The organism is Pseudomonadota bacterium (assembly GCA_026388315.1).
Classification (GTDB): domain Bacteria; phylum Desulfobacterota; class Syntrophorhabdia; order Syntrophorhabdales; family Syntrophorhabdaceae; genus MWEV01.
In genome coordinates this window covers 48,902-73,564 of sequence record JAPLKA010000054.1, presented here as the reverse complement: position 1 = coordinate 73,564, position 24,663 = coordinate 48,902, and the positions used below count along the sequence as shown (strand labels likewise).

At 45.1% G+C, this 24,663-nt stretch carries 22 protein-coding genes, 1 tRNA gene and 1 pseudogene; 5 read left to right on the top strand and 19 right to left on the bottom strand.

Annotated elements, in window-relative coordinates; all coding sequences use genetic code 11:
* Positions 1–545 precede the first annotated feature (545 nt).
* The gene (locus NTX75_07595; protein ID MCX5816091.1) at positions 546–812 is read left to right on the top strand and encodes a hypothetical protein; all 267 of its coding nucleotides are present in this window, start codon (positions 546–548) and stop codon (positions 810–812) included.
* A gap of 111 nt (positions 813–923) precedes the next feature.
* Complete coding sequence (locus NTX75_07590; GenBank protein MCX5816090.1) at positions 924–1,172, top strand: nitrile hydratase subunit alpha; 249 nt, start codon at positions 924–926, stop codon at positions 1,170–1,172.
* 133 nt (positions 1,173–1,305) lie between these two features.
* Here the strand turns inward: NTX75_07590 and NTX75_07585 are convergent, their stop codons facing one another.
* The 6 genes and pseudogenes from NTX75_07585 to NTX75_07560 form a co-directional block, all read right to left on the bottom strand.
* On the bottom strand, positions 1,306–3,012 hold the full coding sequence (locus tag NTX75_07585; protein ID MCX5816089.1) for a metalloprotease family protein: 1,707 nt from the start codon (positions 3,010–3,012) through the stop codon (positions 1,306–1,308).
* A gap of 2 nt (positions 3,013–3,014) precedes the next feature.
* On the bottom strand, positions 3,015–4,514 hold the full coding sequence (locus NTX75_07580; protein MCX5816088.1) for a B12-binding domain-containing radical SAM protein: 1,500 nt from the start codon (positions 4,512–4,514) through the stop codon (positions 3,015–3,017).
* An 840-nt stretch (positions 4,515–5,354) separates the two neighbouring features.
* Positions 5,355–5,456 (bottom strand): annotated as a pseudogene (locus NTX75_07575) (addiction module toxin RelE).
* Between the two features lie 80 nt (positions 5,457–5,536).
* On the bottom strand, positions 5,537–7,147 hold the full coding sequence (locus NTX75_07570) for an LA2681 family HEPN domain-containing protein (protein MCX5816087.1): 1,611 nt from the start codon (positions 7,145–7,147) through the stop codon (positions 5,537–5,539).
* A 91-nt stretch (positions 7,148–7,238) separates the two neighbouring features.
* The gene (locus NTX75_07565; protein MCX5816086.1) at positions 7,239–7,979 is read right to left on the bottom strand and encodes a hypothetical protein; all 741 of its coding nucleotides are present in this window, start codon (positions 7,977–7,979) and stop codon (positions 7,239–7,241) included.
* Positions 7,946–10,276: an Eco57I restriction-modification methylase domain-containing protein gene (locus NTX75_07560; protein ID MCX5816085.1), complete on the bottom strand. Its 2,331-nt coding sequence runs from the start codon at positions 10,274–10,276 to the stop codon at positions 7,946–7,948. Before NTX75_07560 ends, NTX75_07565 begins: the two co-directional genes overlap by 34 nt.
* A gap of 796 nt (positions 10,277–11,072) precedes the next feature.
* Between NTX75_07560 and NTX75_07555 the strand changes: the two genes are divergently transcribed.
* The gene (locus NTX75_07555; GenBank protein ID MCX5816084.1) at positions 11,073–12,368 is read left to right on the top strand and encodes an IS110 family transposase; all 1,296 of its coding nucleotides are present in this window, start codon (positions 11,073–11,075) and stop codon (positions 12,366–12,368) included.
* 207 nt (positions 12,369–12,575) lie between these two features.
* Here the strand turns inward: NTX75_07555 and NTX75_07550 are convergent, their stop codons facing one another.
* From NTX75_07550 to NTX75_07540, 3 genes are all read right to left on the bottom strand, one after another.
* Positions 12,576–13,517, bottom strand: a complete 942-nt coding sequence (locus tag NTX75_07550; GenBank protein ID MCX5816083.1) for a ParB/RepB/Spo0J family partition protein — start codon at positions 13,515–13,517, stop codon at positions 12,576–12,578.
* Positions 13,518–13,931: 414 nt separating this feature from the next.
* Positions 13,932–14,624 (bottom strand): ABC transporter ATP-binding protein, encoded by a 693-nt coding sequence (locus NTX75_07545; protein ID MCX5816082.1) that lies wholly within the window; start codon positions 14,622–14,624, stop codon positions 13,932–13,934.
* 51 nt (positions 14,625–14,675) lie between these two features.
* A complete protein-coding gene (locus tag NTX75_07540; protein MCX5816081.1) occupies positions 14,676–15,893 on the bottom strand; it encodes an efflux RND transporter periplasmic adaptor subunit in 1,218 nt (405 codons plus the stop codon).
* A gap of 124 nt (positions 15,894–16,017) precedes the next feature.
* On the opposite strand from NTX75_07540, the gene NTX75_07535 reads away from it, so the two are divergent.
* Positions 16,018–16,434, top strand: coding sequence for a secondary thiamine-phosphate synthase enzyme YjbQ (locus tag NTX75_07535; GenBank protein ID MCX5816080.1), 417 nt, complete (start codon positions 16,018–16,020; stop codon positions 16,432–16,434).
* Positions 16,435–16,506: 72 nt separating this feature from the next.
* On the opposite strand, the gene atpE is transcribed toward NTX75_07535, so the two are convergent.
* From atpE to NTX75_07515, 4 genes are all read right to left on the bottom strand, one after another.
* The gene (gene atpE / locus NTX75_07530) at positions 16,507–16,722 is read right to left on the bottom strand and encodes an ATP synthase F0 subunit C (GenBank protein MCX5816079.1); all 216 of its coding nucleotides are present in this window, start codon (positions 16,720–16,722) and stop codon (positions 16,507–16,509) included.
* Positions 16,723–16,861: 139 nt separating this feature from the next.
* Positions 16,862–17,560, bottom strand: coding sequence for a F0F1 ATP synthase subunit A (gene atpB, locus NTX75_07525; GenBank protein ID MCX5816078.1), 699 nt, complete (start codon positions 17,558–17,560; stop codon positions 16,862–16,864).
* Positions 17,550–17,954, bottom strand: coding sequence for a hypothetical protein (locus NTX75_07520; GenBank protein MCX5816077.1), 405 nt, complete (start codon positions 17,952–17,954; stop codon positions 17,550–17,552). Before NTX75_07520 ends, atpB begins: the two co-directional genes overlap by 11 nt.
* Positions 17,920–18,165 carry an AtpZ/AtpI family protein gene (locus NTX75_07515; protein MCX5816076.1) on the bottom strand — a complete coding sequence of 82 codons (246 nt, stop codon included), beginning with the start codon at positions 18,163–18,165 and terminating at the stop codon, positions 17,920–17,922. The genes NTX75_07520 and NTX75_07515 overlap by 35 nt, the downstream gene beginning before the upstream one ends.
* Before the next feature lie 175 nt (positions 18,166–18,340).
* On the opposite strand from NTX75_07515, the gene NTX75_07510 reads away from it, so the two are divergent.
* Positions 18,341–18,417 (top strand) — tRNA-Lys (locus NTX75_07510).
* Positions 18,418–18,571: 154 nt separating this feature from the next.
* On the opposite strand, the gene NTX75_07505 is transcribed toward NTX75_07510, so the two are convergent.
* From NTX75_07505 to NTX75_07480, 6 genes are all read right to left on the bottom strand, one after another.
* A complete protein-coding gene (locus NTX75_07505; protein MCX5816075.1) occupies positions 18,572–19,096 on the bottom strand; it encodes a peptidylprolyl isomerase in 525 nt (174 codons plus the stop codon).
* A 90-nt stretch (positions 19,097–19,186) separates the two neighbouring features.
* Positions 19,187–20,599, bottom strand: coding sequence for an AAA family ATPase (locus NTX75_07500; GenBank protein ID MCX5816074.1), 1,413 nt, complete (start codon positions 20,597–20,599; stop codon positions 19,187–19,189).
* Positions 20,596–21,225 (bottom strand): thermonuclease family protein, encoded by a 630-nt coding sequence (locus NTX75_07495; GenBank protein MCX5816073.1) that lies wholly within the window; start codon positions 21,223–21,225, stop codon positions 20,596–20,598. The genes NTX75_07500 and NTX75_07495 overlap by 4 nt, the downstream gene beginning before the upstream one ends.
* Before the next feature lie 163 nt (positions 21,226–21,388).
* Positions 21,389–22,603, bottom strand: coding sequence for a thiolase family protein (locus NTX75_07490; protein ID MCX5816072.1), 1,215 nt, complete (start codon positions 22,601–22,603; stop codon positions 21,389–21,391).
* A 190-nt stretch (positions 22,604–22,793) separates the two neighbouring features.
* Complete coding sequence (locus tag NTX75_07485; protein ID MCX5816071.1) at positions 22,794–23,576, bottom strand: enoyl-CoA hydratase-related protein; 783 nt, start codon at positions 23,574–23,576, stop codon at positions 22,794–22,796.
* Between the two features lie 21 nt (positions 23,577–23,597).
* Entirely contained in the window at positions 23,598–24,458 is an 861-nt protein-coding gene (locus tag NTX75_07480) for a 3-hydroxyacyl-CoA dehydrogenase family protein (protein ID MCX5816070.1), read from the bottom strand.
* Between the last annotated feature and the right edge of the window lie 205 nt (positions 24,459–24,663).

Here is a 24,663-nt window from a genome sequence, read left to right as displayed (position 1 = left end):
GCAACCTCCATCTCTTCGATCTCGAATCCGTGGTGATCGGCAATCTCTCTGAACAACTCCTTGACCCGATCCCTGATAGCATCCCTTAGAATCCACTTCCGATACTTTGGCGCCCACACGAGGTGGTATTTCGTATCATAGACAGCATGGCTGGCCCGTTGTAACACCATAATACATCATATACCCATATTTTCATTTCTTCAATGTCTGCTATTAACCAAAATGATAGTTCTTTAGGATGGGGTTTCACCCCCTCCTTGCCACCCCCTTCGCATTCCTCCCCGCCTACAAGGCGGGGCATCCTGCGTGGCTTCGTGAATATTTCAAATTGCTATGCGTAATAACTCCATCTACAACTCATTGCGAGTGGCCTATAAGATTACTTGCACATTACTGGATAAAAGGGAGTAACGAAGAATTGAGCCAGAGGCGGAGCGTTCTTTTCCGCCGATTGGCTCCAATGTCTTGTTGGACAACTCATTATTATTATTACAATTAAGATCGTTATCTCCAATTACAAATTCAAATGTCAAGGGCTGACCCTTATGTTTTCTTCGGAGCAGAAGGAGATTAAACATGGGAAGAGGGGGATAGGCGGGCCTACCATCGGCGCTTTGGGTCTTCTTGCATTTCTTTCTGATGAGTTTTTCGATGTTTATCCAGTCAATTATCCCATCGATCATATCAAGAATAGAAACACTTTGTCAATGACGGAAGCCGTGAGTGCATTGCTGAAAGACGCCGGGACAGCCAGAGTTGATTATGGTGAATTACACCGAAGCATCGGTGGGGGAATTCCTGATCGGCAGTAAAAGAACTTTAAAAATAAATCCCGGGGTAGTATTATTTGCCAAGGGATGGGGAGAAAACAGAATCTGGATTCTGACTCTTTTCAACAACTGCAAACCAAAGGAGGGTTCCTTATGAACGAGGAAGAGACCAAGAAAACGCAACAATGGGCAAAGCTCATCGCCAAGGCATGGGCAGATGAAGACTTTAAGGCCAGACTGGTAGCCGATCCTGTTGCTGTGCTCAGGGCAGAGGGTATCGATGTGCCCGATGGAAAGAAGCTCAAGGTAGTGGAGGATACCGAAGACACATCCTATATAGTCATCCCGGTCAAACCGCTAATGAATGACGGACAGATGTTAGAGTTAGAGCGGCGGCGATGATAAGCAGCGCCTCATCTTCCGACAGAAACCGTGTGTCTTGATGGCTGTCTGCTCCGAGAGGAGCAATGTTTACAGCGCAAATTGCAGGCATCCGTGGTTTCAATCTTCAGTTCGAATGGTGTCAGTGGAGCAATCATAATATCTTATGCTCCTGATGGCGGGCGGCATACACCAATCCATGGGCTTTGAATAGCATGTTTCCTATGAGCAGGGCAACCGTGATAAAGGCCATTACACCCCAGGTTGTGAAGTGACGATTAGTCAGCCACAGATCAGCCAGCCGCCAAAAGGGCAAGAGAAGAAAGAAAAACGACATGGCAGCACTCAATACCCCATAGGTAACGAATATCCGCCTCTCCCGAGGTGTTGGCGAGGGTCTACCGACGGCTCGGCCCCTCTTCATCCAACCGGTCATCCGTACCTTGAGGTAGTCAAGGGCCTTCTTCTGCAGATTGGGAATGCCCGTCCAATCAACAAGTATGTAGTAGGCATCCCCCCGGATTAGGGGGTTGAAGTTCATGACCAGACCGAAGGCATTTATCATGGTAAGCACGATCCAGAGGATAAACCAGGGGCTTGCGGCAGCAGCGGTCACGCCTACGCACCAGGCAGTGATTCCAAAAAGGGTCCACGAAGCGAGAGGGCCTGCCAGAGATACCCATATCCGCTGGGATTTCTTTGGAAAGGTCCAGGCCGAGGTCGTGTCGCAGAAAAAGATAAACATGGCCAGGTACCACATGATACCGAGTTGTCTGATCCGTCCCCCGAAATGCTTGCAGGTCACACCGTGGGCGAACTCGTGGATGGCCACATTGCCCAGCATGATCAGGTAAGCCAGGGCAATCACGGTCGGATGGCTGATCAAGAGGGTATCCAAGTTGGCGATCAAAGCTCCCATGGGCTGCCGGTTCATGAAGAGCGGAATCAGGCCCGAAAGCCCGATCAAAACCATGGCGCTCACTGCGATTGGATTGAACAAGAAACGCCCGTGCCTGTGAACCCATGCCACGGCATTGTCGGGATGGGGGATGCTGATGACTGGCGAAAGCCATCGTTGCCACCGCTCCTTTCGTTCTTCCGCCGCGGAGGCGATCCTTTCCAGCATGCCGGAGGCTTCCAGCGTCTCATAGAGTCGTTGGACCTGTTGCGGCGAAACCGGCCCCAGTTCAGCGGAGTGTTCCAGATAAATATCTTCCACCGTGTTTTGCCCATTGAAACGGCTGACGATAAAAACATCGGATGGTGAGAGTTTGAGTACGAGCTGCCCGCGTGTGCCATGGAGGATTGCGCTACCCGATTGCGTCTGACCCATTTCACCGGTGGGATGCTCAATCACCAGATCCACCCGCAATTTCGGCCTGAGTCCCATTACCCACAACTGCCGCGCTTTCTGTTCCGCCCGGATGTATTTCATCATCACCAGGGATGCCCTTTTGCCATCAACGCGAAAAAACACCCGGTCCATCGTGCGTTTGATTATATGCAGCCACAGCCCCTCAAGCTCGCTGCCGGTCTCTTCTCCGGTGGACGAGGGTACCTCGTAATCCGCCTCCTCATGGGGATTGAGAGGGATGGAGGCACCATAAACCAGGTGAACCTGCACTGCTTCGTCCTGCGACAAGAAGCCTACATCGAAGGTTGCTGCCACATCCCGCTCGATGCACAAGGCGATGAGCCGTTCCATCGCCTCGCCGATGGCCGCAATCGTATGGTCCACCAGCCTAGGCGGAAAGGCCTGCACCTTAAGATACGAGCGAGCCGCAGCTTCGACCGTCCGGATCAACGGCAGTTCCGGCTTCACCTTTATGACTACATCAAACTCTGAAACAATTTTCTTCATCGCTACTTAGCAATACGGCTTTTAATGATTCTGTTTGCCGCCCGTCTGAAGTGGAAACCACAGATTGCAAGGGTGATCGCCAGCACGAATAGCCGGGGACGATTCAAGAGAGACCAGAAAATAAGTTCCCAGAAGTGGAACCTTTCTTTGCCTATTATACCGATATACAGGATAGATTTCAGGAGGGCCTCGATATGTTTTAATCGGATGCGGGACACTGTTTGTTGAGGGGGGTTGTATTCTTTTAAAAACAGTCTCAGTCTTTCATAATAATGGCGGGGAGAATAGATCGTACTGAGGACCTTTCTGTAGCCGTTTATAAGCACCTCGTAGTTCATCCTGGGAATAAAGTTAATGGACAGGTCCATGCTATCGCCGGAGCTATCCTTCAGCAATCTACCTTCTTTCTTTAAGCGCTGGTAAAGTCTGGTTCCCTGCGGCGCATTCAGTAAACCTACCATGGCGGTGACCACTGCGCTTTCCTGGATAAATCTGATAAGCATCTCGAAAATTGAAGCCGGATCATTGTCAAAACCAATGATAAATCCTCCCTGTACCTGCAGGCCTGAATGCTGAATGATTTTTACGCATTTTATGAGATCCCGTCCTTTGTTCTGGAATTTATTACACTCAAGGGAGCTTTGCTCATTAGGGGTCTCCAAGCCTACAAACACTGTGTCAAACCCGGCCATAACCATCATTTGCATAAGTTCAGGATCATCGGCAAGATTTATCGATGATTCTGTATGAAAGGAAAATGGATATTTATGCTGCTCCATCCATGCTATTAATGCCGGCAAAACATCTTTTTTTAATTTTACCTTGTTGCCTATGAAGTTATCATCGACAAAAAGCACTCCCTCTCGCCAGCCAACGGCATAAAGGCTCTCCAGTTCAGCAATGACCTGGTCTTTATCCTTTGTCCTCGGCAAATTTCCGAAAAGGTTGGCGACACTGCAAAAATCACAGTGGAAGGGACAACCTCGGGAGTACTGGATATTCATTGACGCATATTTATTAATATCAATAAGATGCCACAATGGAACAGGGGTTTTGCTTATATCTGCCCATTGATCTGTTCTGTATAAATATTCAGGCTGTCCATTTTTAAGGTCTTCCAAAAACAAGGGTAGGGTAAGTTCTGCCTCGTCAAGGACAAAATGGTCAATACCCTGAAAACTTTCATAGGCAGTACTAAAAAGGGGGCCTCCAGCTACAACCTTGACCCCTATGGAATTGCATCTGCTGATTATCTCCTGCACTGACGCTGTCTGAGAGGACATGGCGCTGATAAATACATAATCCGCCCATTTAAGGCTTCTATCTGTAAGTTTTTTTACATTCAGATCAACAATTTTTTTTTCCCATTGATGAGGCAGCATGGCAGCCAGGGTCAGCAGCCCTAAAGGGGGAGAACACGCCTTTTTAGAGATAAATTTAAGGGCATACTTGTAACTCCAGAATGTATCAGGGTATTTCGGGTAAACTAAAAGTATCTTCATTAATCAAATCTCCCTGTGATATAACCCTCTGCCTTTTCGTCTTGTGAAGCTGTTAATATTTGGTAGCGTTGTCAATAGGAGACCCAATCGGGGCAGTTAAGCCGTGCCCCGAAGGGGCATCGGTCTTCAACTCCTTGTTCTCCCGAAGCGGAGCGACGGGAAGGAGTTGACGGCTTAACTGCCCCGATTCTCGCGGCGCGAAGCGCCGGGAGAACGAAAAGCTGAGCCAGAGGCAACGCTCTTTGTTGCCGATTGGCTCCAACGATTCGTTGGAACTTTTTTGTCTCTATCTGCTTCTCCATGTTTTTGTTTTATTATATCTTCTATTACGTTTTTTGTCTTTATTCTTCTCAACTTTCAATAAGATGAAAACCCACTATTTTCAGGAACCTTCTTTCTTTGCCATCTTGTGCTAAAATAAAGACATTTTTCAAAAGGTTTTCATGCTTTCATGCACAGTGCAAGAAAAATATACCTAATTGTCTAAGCCAAAGCCTGTATTGGCTTTACGGAGATTTCCTGTTTAACGCCAACTGTTGGCGTTAACACTACAGATTCATTGTCTAAAATTCCTCGACATGATTTGAAATCGATATTTTCGATCATTTTGTTCCAACATAGAGGTCAGCGAGATGCACATAGTGTGGATTCGCTGCACGTAATAGTTGGGCAATTGTTCTTGTAAATCAATTTGTTATCCTCAGTAAATGTCAATATTTCACCAACGTCCCCGTCGCCCCCCCATAAATAATGTACATTATAGCGTACTATATATGTGACAATCAATATCATTTTAAGGCATAACAACGGGATCGGCTGCGAGTGTCTACTTTAATGGGGGAGGTACGTTGTCTTTTTATATTTCCAGTTATACTTCTGGGTGTAGATACCGTTGAGCTGTCTCATGCCTTTAGAGAGATTTCCTTCCGGTGTTTCTATAATAAGATGGTAATGGAAGAGGGGTTATTCGCTTCTATGAAGGCGATAAAACTAAATAGCTAAAGGGTGTCCCGTATACCACTTTACCTTTTGCGAATATTTTCAAAATAAAGGGACGGTATTATCTTGCCGGGCGTTTCACTGTGCTTCTTCAATTCAGTAAGGCGTATGTGACCCGCCAAATAAAAAATAGCAGCTCGTGTCATCTTGAGGGTTCTTAAAGACACACCCTTCAAGTGTGACTCACTGACATGGTAATTCCTCGGGTTTTCACGATCGTGATGTGCTTCGTGAAGCGACTTGACGATAGACTCTCCGTTTCCCGGATAGCGGAGCGAATCCACTGACGCAAAATCCAAGTGCACCCTCAAATACTTATGCGTTATTGAATCTCTAAGATTTCTACAAACTTCAAAATAAGGATGTTTCAAATCCGTAGAGATACTCTTGAGTGCATTTAAGTTGCTGAAATCGGGCACTTTGAGGGTGCCATATTTCGTCTCGATCCGACTAAAAATGTCGGGTTTAGACCCTTTGCCTGAAAACCATACTCGATGATGAGGGATGTTGAGTTGCTCGTATTCGTTTAAGAAGAAGGCAATTTTGTCTAAAACTCCAACACATTTCTGTAGACACATTTTGACAAGATCGTTCCTTAGGTCGTCAGAGGCATAATCAAGCAGATCGATCTCCTCGTAAATGGAGTTGAGGAATCCCAAATCATAATCGTCAGGGTATTGTGTCTTAACAAAAAGCCATCTGGCGACAAAGTATTCTCTCCTTATTTCCGCGAAATAGGAAAATAAATTATACGGGGTTTTGCAATCTTCAATTTGACTTATCAGGCTACCGATCAGCAATTTGTCACGAAACCGATTTTCGCATTGCTTGCAACCTAAACAAAAGTTCAGAAACATGTGATTGTTTGTAGCCCAGTTATAGAAGAAATCTATGAAAGGGTGGCCATCATAAGAAGGTCCGTCGGGCTGCTTCAAAGGGTCGAATAATCTGACGGTCTCCATGTCAGGCTTGACCTTGAAGAGAGAAAGGACATAATCGAGCCCTGTCTTTATAGCGTTCACGTATCTGACATCCTGTAAATCAACAACCTGATTTGCTTTATAGAAACAATATAGCGCCGCATAGATCGGGCATTTATCTTCCCCTCCCATATGATAAAATGCGTGAGATAAGCCGCTACCAAGCCCGCTCCAGCCCATGGAAAACGCAGGCATCCGATTGATCGCTGTTAGATAGTTTTCAATTGCCTCTATAAATCTTCCTTCCTGTTGGTAACTGTTTCCAAGGTTTATTATTGCCTGGGTCCAAAGCTGCCAATCATGCGGGGATTCGTCGGTGGCCTGATGGAGCAAGAGTCGCGATTCCGTGATGTTCTCCAACGCTGATAGTGCATTTGCTTTAAAATATATAGCATCAAGCTTAAATTTGTTCACACATATCAGTTCGTCACATATTTTTACGGCCTCTCTGAGAAATTTTCCGATGTCGTAGGGAGGAGCTTGACAGTTTCCGTATAAATGGTCGCTACACCAATCTATCATAACTGCGGCACGTTCGATCAGCACATCCGGGGTCATTTCAAGCAACTCGATCTCGCCAAAGGCTTCCTTGTACCTGTACATGCTGCGTAACGCGTTTACCCGTAATAACCTGATCCGTGGCGTTTTTTGCATAGTATTGTCAAGAGCCTCATACCGATTCAGAACCTCCTCATACCTCTTTTCTTCCAATAAACTAATTAGTTCATTCTCAACACTCATGCGGCTACCTTGACTCAATAACTTTTATTTCAGTGCTCTCTACACCGTATAGCCTATACACAATCTCATCTATCTTTTCATCGGTGACGGCGATCTCGCGCGTTACCCTGTCGCGTTCAGACGATGCAGGGACGGTAGTTTCCTTCTTGCGAAGTTCAAGTATTCTGTCAACGAGATTGATAAGTTTGTCGTGAAGAGCTTTTTCGGAAGGATTATTAAGATCGATGTTGCGGATAGGCATATCTTTTATAAATCTTGATTCATATGAATAGTAGCCGCCTCTGAAGTTTGTACTCATCTGATGGTGGTACCAGTCGATGAGTCTGCTGTTCAACAAACCCAAAATGTATCTCGGGTTAAACGTTTCTTTCACGATGATCCCATAACCGCCTGCTGCACCACCGCTGAAAGAATATCTGCCATCTTCATCAAAACAGTAAGAAGCCGAAGCGGCAAGGTCAGGGGTGATAATTTTCTTGAGACCGACAACTTCCAAGGCTTGGGTTCTTCCGAATGCGTACCATTTCTCGCCTTTCATTTTCCCATCTTCCCTGTTTTCAAGATACTTCTTGTTCTCCATCAAATATGCCCAGCAGAGCGGGTGCTTCTCCTGGATTTCTTTCTTTGAAATAAGCTTTCCGTTCATATATGGGAAAAGGACAACCTTTTTCGCTTCCTCAATCACATACCTTCTCATCTGGCCGCCTTTTATCAGCGGCTTGAGCAGTTCCGATTCGATCTCCACATCTCTTTCCAATTCCTTAGAGCGGACAAGTATTGTTTGGCCCCTATGTTCCTTGACATCCAGTATATAAATCTTGTCCGCACACTGGTTTTGAGTCCCTGAAAAATCCTCTCAGTAAACGCCTCAAGGGGCTGAGTACCTATCTTCAGCTTGTCCATCACGGAAACGGATTCGTCAAAATGAAAGCTCCACAGATAAGGGGTGACCTGTTTCTTTTCAATGAAGCCAACCCTCATATTCTCATCAGAATACTTTTTATTTACGCCCACTGCGTCTAACTGTTCGGCAGGGCTGATAAACTTGGAGATTTCAGCATACTTGAATTTTCCGGTTTTACTTTTGGAGAGAAACAATAGACAGGTATATGTACTTGCACCTTCAAAAACCTGGTTATCCTTGAAATGAACTATCTCCATTACAGAACTGTTTTCAGAGATCAGCTTTCTCAGCCCCTGTCCGTAAGATGCCTGAAAGAATTTGTGGGGCAAGATGAAACCGTGGACACCATTTTCTTTCAGCAACTGCATAGCCTTTTCCACAAAGAGGATGTAGATGTCATAATTACCGGAAGCCGATTTGTATTTTCCGTTAAAGTATTCAACTTCTTGGCGGTTCAACGTCTGAATCCTCACATAGGGTGGATTGCCGATCACCACATCGAAGCCTCCGCTCTCCATGATTTCCCCAAATCCTGCTGCCTTTGAAGGCCAGTCAAAGGGGTTGATCTCGTCTTTCGTCCCGTCGTCAAAGAGCTGCCCTTCAAACATGTCATAACCCACAAGGCTGTTGCCGCAGACGATATTGTAGGTAAGGGGCGGCAGAAAGTGCTGCCTCATGGGGAGGAATCCCCTCTCGCCTTCAATGGCTTTGAGGTAAAGGCTCATCATGGTGATCTCCACCGCCTGTGGGTCTTTATCTACGCCGAAAAGGTTGTTTTTCAGAATCCTCGCTTTTTCCTGAATCGGCAGGGTGATCTCGTCGGGCTTGATCTTGTAGTAAGGATCGTAGTAAAGAACGCGGGCTTGCTTCGGGTGTTCCCGGTAGTATTTCAGGTGGTAGTCGATGAGGTACTGGTAGGCTCCGAGGAGGAATGATCCCGATCCGCAGGCGGGATCGAGTATCCGTATCTTCTCGATCTGTTTCGGGGTCTTTCCCTCAATAACTCTGCCTACGGTATTTTTTACGACATAATCGACGATATATTTCGGGGTATAGTAGACGCCGCCTGCCTTTCTTACTTCAGGCTTTTCTTCTACCTTGACCCTTTGGGGCGTTACCCTGATGGTGCTGCCAAGGTACCGTTCGTAAATGCTCCCCAGAAGCTCTACACCTATGGCCTCGAACCGGTACTGGCTTTTCGGCGCATAGAGGTTTTCAATGATTTCCGCCAGGAGACCTGAGTCGATATCAGCCTCTTCACAGGCATGGGGCTTGAAGATATTTCCGTTCAGGTCATCATTTATGCGGTAGAAGAGGTTCTTGAGATTGGCCATAATAGGTTTGCGCCTGCCTTCACCCTTCCATTGGGCCACAATCTCCCATAGTTCTCTGTTCTGCCGGATGTTCCTGTCCTCGGCGATGCGGATAAAGATGATGCGGTCCAGGAGCTTTTGAACCACGTCATTGAGCAGCTTCACATCGAATCCGGGATTGCGCTTATGAATATCTTTGGCAAGCTCCGTCCTCCAGACGGTCAGGTCTTCGAGGAAGGATTTATCCGGTGGAATCCTGAGCCGTTTGCTTTTCAGGTCTTTTGGTATGAGAGCTTCCAAGGAGCCCTCATCAACCCTTTCTTTTGAGAGTTCCAAAAGCTTTCCGATGTTGCTCAGGTAGTCCGTATACTCCAGGTCGTAGATCAGCCCTTCCTTGGGGAAACGGGGGTTGGGCTTCAGGGAGGCATCGAAGAGCTTGAACTCTGCATAATTGGTGAGGATCACGAAAAAGACGCCTTTAGTAGACCAGGCATAGCTTTTAGCCTGTAATATGTGCCTGGCGTCGTTGAGATTTGTCAGGGGCGATTTCGCCTCCACAAAGAATTTCGTAATGCCCTTTATCCTGAAATTATAATCGGGCCGGCCTGTAGCTTCGGAAGAGGCTTCAACGATTACATCTCTTTCGTGGGGTGGCTTCTGAGCCGTGTTTGCTATGTCCCATCCAAGGATGTTAAAGAGAGGGTCGAGGAAATCAATTCTCACCTGTGATTCGGGATAGCCCTTGGAAAGGTAGTGGGCCTTATCCTTTTCGAACTTCAGGCATAAGGCTTCGAGTGCTTCTTTGACCGAATCAGCGTCAAGCATGGTTGGTTTCCTGTAAAAAGGAACGGTTGTCCCGGAAGTATCTCATACAAATAATGCAAATATTATCGAAAAAAACTTATGGGATCTCACAATCATACGTTTTTCCATCTTTGTAAAGCAATCGCCGGTGAATCGCCTAAGACACATGGCTGGGACGTTGTTTCCCGCACTGGGCAACTTGCAAGTCCTTTCGTCAAGCCCTTCGAATAATACCGGAATGAGCAGCTCTCCATGCCTCCCCTTTGCTGTATGCAGGAATTCTAACCCCATGAAATAAATAATGCAAATGATTTTGTATGGATAATCAGGGTTGACCGGGACATTCCGAATTACGCACCCTCAAAGCCCCTTCAATTAATTTTTTTTCAGCATTTCAAATCCTTTAACGAGACTGCCATGGCTTCGCCTCGCAGTGACAGAAATAAATGTTCGCCTCGCAGTGACAACGCTGAAGCCTGCGGCTACCCGCTCTACGCTCTTAACTGCAGTAGATAGTCGTTAGTGAATAGCGTTTCACGCCCCCTTCGGGGGCGCTTTGTGAAGGAGTAACTTGATTTGGAGAATGAAAACAGGGTATTGTCAATAAGGCATCCGGGATGATGAGGCCGTATCGCCACTGGTACTTTATGTCCGCTGAATAGCGTGGTCCGGGAGTTGGCGAATTTGACATTGGTGAAGCATATGCTATCCCGTTCAGAAGAGAGCTGTATCCGACAACTCCTCTTTCCGGCAATGCCGATTACGTATTGCGGAGGTCGGATTGATGAAACAGAAAAAGTCTTTAAGGAAGAAGGAAATGAAGCTCCCGAAGCATCTTGAACATATCAACCGGTATGCGGCAGGAATCGACATCGGTTCTAAAAGTCACTTCGTGGCAGTACCTGAAGGAACAGATGAACAGCCAGTCCGTGAGTTTTCAACGTTCACCGCCGACCTTGAACGCCTGGCGGAATGGTTGATCTCATGCGGCGTCACCACTGTTGCCATGGAATCTACCGGCGTTTATTGGATACCGGTATTCGAGGTTCTTGAAAGCCACGGGCTCGAGGTCAAGCTTGTCAATGCCCGTCATGTCAAAAATGTCCCCGGCAGAAAAAGCGATGTACTGGACTGCCAATGGCTCCAGCAGTTGCATACCTATGGACTCCTTCACGGCGCCTTCCGTCCCGTTGACCAGGTATGTACCCTTCGTGCCTATGTTCGACAGAGAAGCACCCTGGTGCGCAGTTCCGCATCGCATATACAAAGAATGCAAAAGGCATTGGCCCAAATGAACCTCCAGCTCCATAATGTGGTGACGGACATCACAGGGACAACGGGTATGCGGATCATCAAGGCAATTCTCGACGGTGAAAGGAATCCCGACGCCCTGGCAGCCATGCGCGATCCCCGGTGCAAAAACAGCAGTGCAATGATAGCCCGTTCCCTGAAAGGCAACTATCGCCCCGAACACCTCTTCAGTCTCCAACAGGCAGTTGAACTCTATGAGGTTTATCAGACAAAGATCGCTGACTGTGACCGTCAGATACTTAAGCAGCTGGAAAGCTTCGATGATTCCCCGAATAACATGCCTCCCACAAGCGTGGAAGATGCACTCGTACGCATGTCCGGGGTTGACTTAACGAGCATTGACGGCATCGATACCACAACCGCACTGAAGATCCTCTCCGAGATCGGTACGGACATGAGCCGCTTCAAATCGGCCAAACATTTTGCCTCATGGCTTGGCCTATCTCCCGGCACGAAGGTCAGCGGCGGTAAGGTGTTAAGCAGCGCCACGAAACAGGTTGCCAACAAAGCTGCTGCAGCGTTGCGCATGGCTGCGTTTACCCTGTTCAATTCAAAGAGTGCGCTTGGTGCATATCTAAGAAGACAACGGGCACGTCTCGGTGCTCCCAAGGCAATAACCGCTACAGCCCATAAACTGGCTCGCCTGGTCTATGCCATGCTCACACATGGAACTGCTTATGTTGATGCCGGTCAGGAATATTATGAAGAACGCCATCGGTCAAGAGTTATACAAAACCTGAAACGGAGAGCTCAGGAACTGGGGTTTGAACTGGTTACCATAAAGGCAACTGCTGTTTTATGAAACCAATAAATTTAAGCATATGAGGTTTAAGTTACTCAGAAGTTGATAGTCAAAAACCTATTTACCATTCACAACATTTCATATTTTTTACCTTTTTAACTTCTGAGTACCTTAACCCTGTTTCATTAAAAGTTACTCAGTAACAAATCGCCCCGAAGGGGCGTGAAACGCTATTCACTATCTACTATCAACTATTCACTGCCTTTTTCACAACTGTGGGGGCTTTTTCTTCTCCGGCGGAGGTTCCGGGGCGATCGGTATCCGCAGTTCCACTAAAGCGCAGAAAACACGCAACTCATCAAGAAGCGTTACAAGGTCAGGCTTTGTGTATTTTGCAATACCCATCTCAATGCGTGACTCTACGGATCGTAAGCTTGCAATCTGCTTCTTCATAGGTATGAGCTTTGTAACACCTGGGACTGGCTTGACCTTCTTGTATGCGGTGAGCAGATTATTCAATGTGGCATTAGTAACGGGTGTCTTCATAATGTTGGTAAATATCTGCATGCGGTCGGGACATTCGAGGTTGGCAGCGAAGAGATATCCCTGAGAGACAGGTAAATTTCCTGACCGGATTTCGGCTTGAATTTCAGGAGGAAGTTTTAAAAGTGAAATCGTGCGGAACAGCGTGGAATAAGACTTTGCAGAGATTTGAGAAATTGCATGCACAGTGCATGCAATTTCTTCCGATAGGTCATCTGGTCTCCGTTGGACATTCACTAACTCGGCCATCACCCCATCCAGACCATACCCTTTATCAGGGTGTTTTACTTGAATATATGTCAATACCCCCTTTGCCTGATCCATAGGGTTTAAGTCTTCTCGCTGGAGGTTCTCTGTCAGTTGGAGGGCTATGGTCTCACCTGATTCCTTACCTGCTTCTATGATCCGTACCGGTACTAATTCAAGTTCGAGCTGCCGGGCTGCTTCCAGACGCCTCTCCCCGCAGATGAGGTTGTACAAGTCGCCGTCTCCTTTTGTTACAAGGAGAGGCTCCAAGATGCCCTTGTCTTTAATGGATTGCACAAGAGCTTTGAATGAATCTGATTCAGTATTGACATTCGATCTGACCTGTTCCAGCACCACTATATTTCCAATAGGAACATAGAGAAATTCCGGGTTTACACTTGTAGTCTTCTTTGTCGCCATGTTGTTTCCTCCCCTTTTTTAAATTCCATTTTATCAAAACCTATATTTTGCCGCCCGCTTACGCTCGACAATGCGGACAAGAGCGGACAAATACCGATGAATAGTGTTTTGATAGCCGGCGACATTGCCGCCTATCAAATATTCAGCCCTTACGGGCGGGTATAATTACATTTTGCACCGACAGGTGCATGGAGTTTGACGGGATATGCCGCCTTATCCCATATTCCGTCAAAAGAATATCCCATCCGTCTTTATCCGCCGTTATCTGCGGCAAAATAAAAAAGATTTTTCGTGTCTTTTTTGACATTATTGTTTTGTTGAAATTCTAACCCTGTAACATGGAAAATACAAATATTTTCTTATGTTCTACCAGCTTAAAGTTAAAAGTGGACTCTTCAACAGAACAAGATAATACTACAAATCTTGAGAATTCAATACCCCCTTATCAAGATGCTTGATAAGGTGTGCTTTTTTTGCAGCCCTCGGGTCGTGTGTTACCAATATAATCGTCTTACCCGACTCGACATTCAGACGGTTCATAAGTTCCATGATATCCTCCGCTGAAACCCGGTCAAGATCACCGGTCGGTTCATCGGCAACAAGGATTGTCGGATCCGTTATCATTGCTCTCGCTATGGCAACACGCTGCTGCTGACCGCCGGATAACTGACCCGGATAATGGTCCATTCTGTCGTTAAGATTAACCAGTCTAAGCGCCATCTCCACATGCTCCTTCCGCTGGCTCTTTGAAAGATGGGTCAAGAGTAATGGAAGTTCCACATTCTCAAAGGCCGTCAAAACAGGGATCAGATTATAAAACTGAAAGATAAATCCAACATGGGTAGAACGCCATTTTGCAAGGTCGTTCTCCGACAGGATCGTTATATCGGCCCCGCCCACTCTTATCATTCCGCTATCAACTTTGTCGATACCTGCAATAAGATTTAAAAGTGTGCTTTTGCCGGAACCGGAGGGCCCCATAAGCGCAAGGAATTCACCTTCACCGATATCAAAGGTAATGTCCTGCAGCACAGGCACAACCTGGCTCCCCCGCCAGTAGGATTTATACACATGCTCTATTTCAACTATAGGTATTTTGTCGGACATAATTTAAGCTATCAGCAGTCAGCTATGAGCAATAAGCTGAACGCTGATTTTTCACTGTTGTGCCAATTTAACCCTGGAACCATTTTTCAACGAGTCGGGCGGGTTGATAACAATCCTGTCGCCCACCTTCAACCCGTCTTTAAGCTCAATCACGTCATTGAGTAAGACCCCTGTTGTGATAGGCGCTTCCACTACCCTGTTACCCTTCAGGAGGAATACAATCTTTTTGCCATTGCGCTCTATAATCGCCTTCCGGCTCAATACCACTTTAAATTTCTCTTCTTCCTTCTGCATCTCTCTTGACAGAAAAGCCACTTTGGCGCTCATCTCGGGTAATATACGTCTGTCTTTATCGATAAAACGAACTTTTACCATAACCGTTGCCTTGCTTCTATCGGCAGTAGGGACAATCATATGCACCACCCCGCGGAAACGTACTTCAGGGAGGGCATCGAGTTGGATTTCACACGGCTGTCCAATTCTGACCTTTTCGAGGTTGGATTCCGAGACATCCGCCTCAACCTGAAGTGAACCCATGTCTGCAATGGTAACTACCGATGCCTTCGCATTGGTTGCTGCGCCAATAGGGGTTACAATATCGCCGATATCTGCATTCTTTGTCAACACGACGGCGTCAAACGGGGCGCGAATAAAGGTATATTCCAGCGCCACATTTGCCCCGTTCAGGGCTGCTTTACTTGCTTTTATTGAAGCCTCGGCTCCTGCAACTACTGCTTTTGCCTTACTGTAACGTGCTTCCGCTGCATCATATGAAGCCTTTGTGGTAAACTCCTGTACAAGAAGGTTTTGTTCCCTCCGGAATGTGGATTGTGCATCCTTGAGTTCAGCATTTGTCTGTTCAAGGTTTGCCCGGGCAACATTCAGATTCGCCTGTGCCTGATCCCTTGTCGCTGAAACATCATCGTTCTCCAGCCGTGCGATCATTGCGTCTTTTTTTACTACACTTCCCTCTTCCACATAAAGAGAGATAATCCTCCCGGTGATCTTTGAAGCGACTGCAGCCTTGCGCTGCGGCACCACATAACCGCTCGCATTCAGCATAGTAAATGCCTGCGAAGGAAAGGATTGGGTAACTGTCGCAACATCAACTTTAACCGCCGGTGTAAAAACCCCCAGAGCAGAGAGGACGACAAGAACGAGAATGATCGCCGACGCAATGATAAGATAAAACTTTTTTCTGCTTTTTGTCGAAGTGGTGGTGATCTGTGATTTGTCTATTTTTAATTTTGAAAGGTCTTCGTTTGCCATCCTATACCTTGGCCCTGTAAAATTTGCTTTACTTATTTTTTACAACCGTCTATTTTTATATTAATAGAAATGTTTTCCTAACACAGGCAAAGGTATTTGTAAAGTACGATTAAGAGGAGGTTGCATGATATTCACTGATTCAATAAAAGTAAATACCAAGGGCTTCGGAGATACTATAGACATTACGAAAAACATTTACAGCACCGTCAAGAACTCAAACGTTGAAAATGGCCTTGTTACAGTATTCTGTCCTGGCTCAACAGGCACAATAACCACAATTGAATATGAGTCAGGGGTAATCAGGGATCTGCAAAGGGCGCTTGAGAAGATAGCACCTTCAGATATCCGCTATGAGCACGATTTACGCTGGGGTGACGGGAATGGTTTTTCTCATGTTCGGGCAGCTTTAATGAAACCCTCACTCTCTGTCCCGCTTGTAAATGGAAAACTCACCATCGGCACGTGGCAGCAAATCGTTTTCATCGATTTTGACAACAGGGATCGAACCAGAAATATCCTTATCCAGATAATCGGCGAATGATGTTAATGCAACTCACCGCCTCTGCAAAACGATTAAGGGGCAGATATCATCGTATCTGCCCCCAAGAAGTTATTAGAGTTTAAAGATCAACAACAATGAGACAACGAGAGAATATATAACGAGTGACTCAATCATTGCGAGACCGATAATCATTGGTGTCACTATCTTTCCAGCTGCACCAGGGTTTCTCGCAATACCATCAAGCGCAGAGGCTATGCTTTTCCCCTGACCAAGGGCTCCACCAAATGCGGCAATCGCAATTCCGAAACCTGCAGCAAGAGCCACCATCTGTTTCACCGGTGAATCAAGTCCCTTTGCCTCTTCAGCAGCCATGGCAATACCAAATGAGAAACTCACAAAAATACCAAGTAGCATCATAACTGTTAGAAATTTTTTCATCAAATCTCACCCCTTTCTCTTAATTTTTTTAATGTTCTTCATGCGAAATCGCACCGGCAAAATATGCCATGGACAACAGCATAAATACAAACGTCTGAACAAATGCTACAAATAAACCAAGAAACATAACCGGTAAAGGGACAAGTAAAGGGACAAGTCCAAAAAATATGGCCGTCACTAAATGGTCACCCGTTATGTTACCGAAAAGCCTTAAGCCAAGAGATAACGGTCTTGCAATATGTCCTATGAGCTCCACGGGTATCATTAATGGAGCCAATGCCCACATGGGTCCGACAAACTGTTTCAAATATTTTGCGCCGTGTTCCCTGAAACCATAGTAATGCGTCATGCAAAATACGGTAAGTGAGCAGGCAAACGTGGTGTTAACATTATCGGTAGCCGGGAGAAAACCTGGTACAAGCCCGGAAAGGTTGTTGAAGAGGATAAACAACGCAAGCGTTCCAACTACCAATACAAATTCTTTGCCTCTGGGACCCATTGAGTCCGCAATGATACCCGATAAATTCTCTACGATCATTTCAACAAAGTTTCTAAATGTCAACTTTGATTCCGGAACAATTTCGTCTTCAGTCTTTTTTAACTGCCTGTACCCAAGCATCACAATAACAATGAGTATTACTGAAACAATAATTGCATTTGAAACATGTGGAGGGAGTTTTTTCAAAAACGGGATTAAAGAAGCCCACGTAAAAACCTCATGCTCCATCTTTTTGCCTCCTCTTCGCTGCAGGACTGAACAGCACCGATACCTGATTTATAACGATCGATATAAATACCGTGGATAGGCCAATGAGAAAGAATACAATATTTATATCACCATATATGACAACTACTGCCACAAGCCCAACAAGAACAAGAAATTTTAAAGGAAGTTTTATGATAAGTTCCTTTTTGCTTATAGTGGATGTAAGTAAACCGCCTTCTATTATCTTTTTCAGAAACCTGAAATTCAGCGTCATAATGGCGCTTGCAACGGCAAAGCTAAAAAAATACTTGAATTCCCGCATAGCCAATATGGTTATCACAGAACCAATTACAAGCACCGCGAGATTTATGTATTCTATATCACTTATCGTGGTTTCTTTTATCTTCTCTTTCAATTTTCCTCATCAATGTAAATATCGTTTTGAAAGCTGCTACTACACCAAAAAGCATAAATATTATGGTCAGATATGGAGATGTCTTAAAGTAAGAATCGAGGAAATAACCGATCCCTATCCCGATTGCAACGGAGAGACCCATCTCCAGGCCAAGGGAGCTGTAACTTATAAGAGACCTAAACACTTCCTTCTTGTCTTTTGTCAGGGACATATGCATCTTATAACTCAATATCTAACATACAGGGGGGGCGTAGTCAACGTATTTTTGTGATTTTATTCACCTGCGTTCCACACATTGATCATCCATGTAAAACCACCTGAATAAATAAAGCTTCAAAAAATATGTTGAATGCAATCCGATGTATATGCTATATAAACCCATCACGGGGCCGTTAGCTCAGTCTGGCAGAGCAGTTGACTCTTAATCAATTGGTCGAAGGTTCGACTCCTTCACGGCCCACCAATAAAATCAATATTCCCCAAAAATCAATACGTTAACCAATTTCGCAATGATATAGTTCTTTGTATACTTGAGGCTTGTTCATTTGTGAAAAGTACGAACATGTAAGATGAATTTATTTCTGTAACTCAAAGTAAAACTTTTCTTTATTCAAAAACTACTTTTTATCCAGCACTTTGTTCCATTGGTCAAGTTGTTCCTTGTAGTTTTCTGACAGTTTTGTATAATCCCCTTCAATGACAATCGCGATAATTCTGTCTCCAGTCACAATGCTGTTAACAACCTTTTGGTCTTTTGAGTCAACTACCTCTCCGAAAACAGTATGTTTGTTGTTCAGGTATGGTGTTGGGACATGGGTGATAAAGAATTGACTTCCGTTTGTGTTTGGACCTGCATTTGCCATTGAAAGTATTCCGGCCTTATTATGTTTCAATTCAGGCGAGAATTCATCTTTGAACTGATACCCGGGACCACCTGTGCCAGTGCCCAGTGGGCATCCCCCCTGAATCATGAAATTCGGAATGACCCTATGGAAAGTCAGGTTATTGTAAAAACCTCTTTTCGACAGGCTCACAAAGTTCAATACTGTAAGTGGCGCTTTATCGGGAAAGAGCTTCAGGTTTATGTCGCCCCTGTTTGTTTTTATTGTAGCTGTTAACGTAGGATATGCTGCAAATGCCATGACAGTATTTAAAACCAAAAACGATAAAATTGAAACAAATAAAATTACTTTTTTCATTATTGACTTTCTCCTTCAACCTTTATATTTTTTTTATTTTAATGTTATTACCTTCTCGGATATCCAGGCCTCTCTGTCACCGTAAAAATAAAACTTGTACCACCTGCCACCATCCGGGCCAACGGTTTCATCAACGATTTTGACTGTTTCACCTTCAAAAATCATTCCAACCCTTGGAGATGCGATGTTTGGCGCTCCCCTTATATTGGCTGCATTTGCGTTGATCATCGCATATTTAACAGGCTTTGACTGGATTTCGGGTGTACCTTCTTTTACCACTTTATTTTCAACCGGATCCTGCTTCTGCTTTTCGCTGTCAACTACCACCATTTCTTTCCTTGCTATTATCGGGCTGTTGTTAACCTTTTCCCTGTTGGTATAGAGATAACCCGCCAGGGAGCCTGCAATGATAGAAAATATAATAGCCAGTATGACAAAAAAAGGTCTGATTTGGTTTGCTACACTTATATTATGTGATTTATCCTTTTTTTCTTGTGCGATGTACCCGATAATCTGTTTTATCGATTCACTATCTTTGTTTTCATTCGAAAATGTGCTCAGAGGGGTTTCACTCTTCTTTTTCCTGTCTTCTATAACATATGGAAGGCTCTCGCCCTTCCCTGCCATTGCATTAATAGCCTTCGTCATTTCTTTGAAGCTTATCCTGCGTGAATGATCAGAAAAGCCCATAAGCAGCGAAAGATCTGCAAGGGCAATAATCGTTCGTGGTGAACCCTTTGAATATCTCTGAATAATCTCAAAGGCATCATTAGTGAAAATTTCTTTTCCGTTGTCGATACCCGCCTTTAAGAGTCTGAATTTTATGAGTTCCTTTGTTTCCTCAAGTCTCAAAGGATAAAAATAGTACCGGACGGGTAATCTTTGCCAGAATTCCGGCATGTTCTTTATTTCATCCCAGAGGGGTTTCTGCCCGGAGAGGATGAAGGTATGTAAATACTCATTGTTGTATGCAAGGTTAATGAGCATCCTTAATTCCTGCAGTACATCTTTCGCGCCGCACAGCATCTGGCCTTCATCAACGATTATGATATTCTTGCCACCCTTCTGCTTCACCTCAGTAAGAGCGCTTTTAAGCAGCGACAGATTTTTCAATTTATCCTCATAGGGTTGAGCACCGGAAATACTTTCAGTTATATGGGCTATCAATTGATCAGGATTGATCGTAGGATGATCAATCAATGCATACCGGAATGAGTCTCCATACTCCTCTCTCATCTCATCTATAAGCTTCAATAGTATGGTTGTTTTCCCGAGTCCAGCATCTTCCGATATGATAAGTACGCCGCCCTTGTTCGTATTTATGGCGTATTTAAGCCTTTCGAGGCATTCAAAATACTGCCCGGCCATGTACATCATCTGGCTGTCGGGCGCTAAAAGAAAAGGGTGTTGTTTTAAACCCCAGTATTCGATGTATTTTTCATTCATGGTTTGCACTGTTTGCAGAGCGTATAGCCAATTTTAATCGCATCCATCCGGTTCCTGAAAATAATCTTGTTTTTATCAGAAATCTTATTCGATAAACTGCAGGACGGCCGGTGGAGTGTATAGGTTCGTTTATTCCCGATATAAGAGGTTTCTGTATCTCTTTTTTTCTCCTGCCATAATCCTTTGTCTTCATCCATTGCCTTTTTCTGATTGGCCAGAAGAAGGTCTTTATATTTGACGTTAGGTGGTTTTATATATGCCTTGGCGTAACCATGCCTTACGAGTTCAGCATTTACAAAAATATCCTTAACAAACACATATGCCAGAAGTCTCCCGTACTGGTCCTTTTTCTCAACATCGAATTCAAGTTTGATCTTCTTCATGAATACGAGCTTTTTATTATACCTGGTTGCCTCCCTTGCATAAAATTCAGCCCCGCTTTCTTTTGTGAAAACCTCCGGTGCGTCTATACCAAGGTATCGTACGGTCTCACCGGTATCGAGCTGAATCGTATCCCCATCGATGACTTTCTTGACTACATAATCCTTCGCACACACATTATAAGAAAGAACAAATAAGGTAAGAGATACAATTAAGAGAATAAAAACGGGGGCTGCTTTCCTCACAAGAGAATTCTACACTATTTCCCTTAACAGATTCAAACACTATTAAAAAAAGTGGAGCGGGGTTGCCGCTCCACTAAATTACTTAATTAAGACCTTTCCCCGGCACACAAAAAAAGGGCCGGCGGAAATCCACCGGCCCGGCTTATATCTTTTTTGTTTTAGCCTACTTTCCTACCTTGAAGATCATTGATGCGCCGGTGTCGCCTGCGGCACATCCTGTCCAGAGACAGTATCCGCCGCCGAGCATGGCCGTTTCTTCCAGCATCTCGGCAATGATTCTGCCGCCTGTCGGAGCCTGTGGGTGTCCGTAGATCAGGGATGACCCGTAGTTGTTCATTTTCATGATATCGTTGCCCATCTTTTTGGCGAAGTTAAGGTCGTTCGCGCAAAAGGGATTGTGGCTTTTAATGGTTTTCATATCAGTGATTTTTAAACCGGCGTTGGCAAGGGCCATCTGGGCGGCCGGTACAGGGGCCGCAGCCATGAAACCTGGATTGACCCTGGAAAAACCAAAGGAAACAATCTGGATCTCTATTTTCGGATCAGCACTCAGTTCCTTTGCTTTTTCACGTGTTGTGACGATAAACCCGCAGTTGCCGTCAGCAGGGAATGTCTGACAAGCGAAGCTGTGGACGCCTCCCTTCTCAGCCGGTCCGAGTTTTGCGAGACCTTCTTTTGTGGTAGGGGTTACACCCTCATCCAGTTCTACCAGAACGGTCTTTTTCTTGGAGACCTTTACCTCTGCGGGGAACATATAGCGCTTCTGGAAGGCACGGTCATTGGCCGTAGCCATGAGATACTGTTCGTAGCGCCTTAAAACCAGCTCGTCGCATTGTTCTTTAGTGAATCCTTCCATCTTGGCCACAGCCTCAGCGGTTTGTACCATCTTGAGGGGTGGATAAACATTGGGGTCGCTGTTGAAGTTGTCCATGAGCCAGTTTTCGCTGATCACTTCACCGCCGGGACCCATGGGGTTCGGCCATATGGTGTGGGCGCCGTTAGAGGTACGGTCGGCCATCAGACCAAAACCAACTTCATATGCACCTTGCTCCACTGCAAGTGCCGCGAGATTGAGAACCGTGGTGGATGTCGTACACGCCTGGCTGACCATGAGACCTGGCAAATTTTTCTTGTTGTCTGTCAGCATGCCTGCTGCCCAGTTGTGGCTGTAGAACAGGTGGTGCTGGGTGATGGAAATCCCGAAATAGAGGTAGTCAAGTATTGCAGGATCAATTTTCTTTTTTTCAAGAAACCATCTCCGTGCCGTCTTTGCGCCTAACTCGATTGAGTTTTCATTCTGCATGCTTCCCTGCCAACGGGTGAAGGGAGTAGAGTAATACCCGTTGTAAGGAATATAAGCTTTTGTAAAAGTGTTCATATAACATCCTCCTCGCATATATTTAGTTAGTTTAAACTGCAAAAGGTTTTGTCAAGCATATGTTCCTTCAGCAGATTACACATCTTTTACAGTATGTGAAACTTATTACCTCAAGTTTTCACTTATACCATCGATCATTATACTAAAAACCAATCGCTGACCGCCAAACATCAAACTAATTTATTTCTTGCTACTTACCTTTATAATTGGGTTTTCTTTTCTCCACAAAGGCATTGATACCTTCTCTGCCATCCTCAGAGGTAAAAGCGATGGAAAAGCAATCCATCTCAAGTGTCAACCCTGAGGCAAGGTCCATATTAAGCCCGTTATCTACACATCTCTTTATGAGAGCAAGGGCTGCCTTTGGTTTTGATGCCAGTTTTTTTGCCATTTTCATCGCTTCATCCATCAGCTTGTCTCTTGGCACTACCTTGTTCACAAGACCAACTCTGTATGCCTCTGCAGCATTAACATTGTCACCGGTAAAAAGCATTTCTTTTGCCTTCGCAACTCCTACTAATCGTGGAAGCCTCTGTGTTGCACCAGAGCCTGGCATGATACCGAGGTTAATCTCAGGAACACCAAATATCGCATCTTCAGATGCAATTCTTATATCACAACAAATGGCAACCTCACAGCCACCGCCGAGTGCAAGCCCGAAGACTGCCGCCACTGTCGGTTTTTCAATGCTTGTAAGCTTGTCAAAGGTCCTTCGTGGGGCTGTCCAGAGAAAATCGAGTGTTTCTACAGCGGATTTGCCCATTACGTCTTTCACATCAAGACCTGCCGCAAAGGCCTTATCTCCATTTCCGGTTATGAGAATAGCACCAATCGCCTCATCCTTCTCCAACTCGCAGATTGCGTCATATAATTCATGATACGATTTAACGCTCAAAGGGTTTACGGGGGGCCTATTCAGTTTGATTATCCCTACCGGGTTTTCCCGCTCAACAATTATTGTTTCATAGCCCATGGGTTCCTCCTCGCATATTCCTTATTTCGAATAGTCGTACCAGCCTCTGCCTGATTTTCTGCCCATTGAACCGGCCTTTACCAGGTTCTTGAGTGTAAGTGGCGGATCCCATTTCAGTTCTTTTGGCAGGTTGTCATAGAAGTACTGCTGTACATGAAGGTTTATGTCGAGACCGGTGAGGTCCATTAATTCGAACGGTCCCATAGGATAGTTGAGGCCGAGTTTTGCTGCTTTGTCGATGTCTTCTTTTGAGGCAATGCCCTGCTCAAATAGTTTGATTGCTTCGATAAAGTGGGGAACCATCAGCCTGTTTACGAGGAAACCAGGGATGTCAACCCTTACTTCAACAGGTTCTTTGCCGAATTTTCTCGTAAGATCAATTGTAGCCGCCACTGTCTCATCACTTGTCCTCATGCCGCGGATTACTTCAACGAGCTTCATGAGTGGAACGGGGTTAAAGAAGTGCATTCCAACAACCCTATCAGGTCTCTTTGTGGCTGTTGCCATTTCAGTCAGAGACATAGATGATGTGTTCGAGGAAAGTATTACGTCAGGTTTTGTAATTTCATCGAGCTCTGCAAAAACCTTCTTCTTGATATCCATAATTTCAACAACAACCTCAACAATGAAATCAGCGTCTTTCATGGCACCCATATCGGTTGTGCCTTTGATTTTTCCCATGATGGCGCTTTTCTGGTCGGCAGTCATTTTCCCTTTTTCTACGGTCTTAGCAAGAAACTTGTCGATGTTCTTCAGCCCGCCTTCTACGAACCTGTCTTCAATATCCCTCATAATGACATTATAGCCTGCCATTGCAGCTACCTGGGCGATTCCGTTTCCCATTACACCTGCGCCCAAAACTCCAACTGTTTTTATATCCATGAAGACCTCCCTTGAAATATTTTGATAATTAAAATTTTCACATGTGGTTTTATTTAACTATTATTACATACAATATGTCAACTATTTTGGTAAGGAGTCAGTTTCCCGGGAAACTGCCGTAGATATTGGGTTCTGGTTACTGGTTTGAACTAACATCCGAGCACTAACTATCGAAAATTTGTTATCTGGTCTTAAATATCGAGTA